1 protein-coding gene is annotated in these 853 nt (G+C 69.6%); it reads left to right on the forward strand.

All coding sequences use genetic code 11. The features are described 5' to 3' along the window. A partial coding sequence (gene ppk2, locus FUT87_RS23950) for a polyphosphate kinase 2 (RefSeq protein ID WP_147242612.1) occupies window positions 1–816 on the forward strand: 816 nt, incomplete at its 5' end. Window positions 817–853 lie beyond the last annotated feature (37 nt).

Genomic DNA, 853 nt, shown 5'->3' on the forward strand with positions numbered 1-853 from the left:
GAGGCGCTGCGCGCGCTCGACGAAGGCGACGGCGACAGCGCGCATGGCGAGCGCATCGCCTACTTCCGGCAGCTGTTCCGGCTGCAGCGCGAGCTGGTGAAGCTGCAGGACTGGGTGCAGCACACCCGCCAGAAGGTGGTGATCCTTTTCGAAGGCCGCGACGCGGCGGGCAAGGGCGGCGCGATCAAGCGCATCACCCAGCGCCTGAATCCGCGCGTGTGCCGCGTCGTCGCGCTGCCGGCGCCCAATGACCGCGAGCGCACGCAGTGGTACTTCCAGCGCTACGTGCCGCACCTGCCGGCGGCGGGGGAGATCGTGCTGTTCGACCGCAGCTGGTACAACCGCGCCGGCGTGGAGCGGGTGATGGGCTTCTGCTCGGAGGCCGACGTCGAGGAGTTCTTCCGCTCGGTGCCCGAGTTCGAGCGCATGCTGGTGCGCTCCGGCATCACGCTGATCAAGTACTGGTTCTCCATCAGCGACGAGGAACAGCACCTGCGCTTCCTGGGCCGCATCCACGATCCGCTCAAGCAGTGGAAGCTCTCGCCGATGGACCTGGAGTCGCGCCGGCGCTGGGAGGACTACACCCGCGCCAAGGAGGTGATGCTGGAACGCACCCACATCGCCGAGGCGCCCTGGTGGGTGGTGGCCGCGGACGACAAGAAGCGTGCGCGGCTCAACTGCATCCAGCATCTGCTGGACCACTTCCCGTACCACGAGGTGGAGCGCGCCGAGGTCCGCCTGCCCGAGCGCGAGCGGCATGACGACTACGCGCGCCAGCCGGTGCCGCCGCAGATGTTCGTGCCCGAGCGCTATTGAGCGACGGCCCGCCGCAGGGCGCGCGCGCCAGCAGGCG

The organism is Mitsuaria sp. TWR114, from assembly GCF_007997345.1.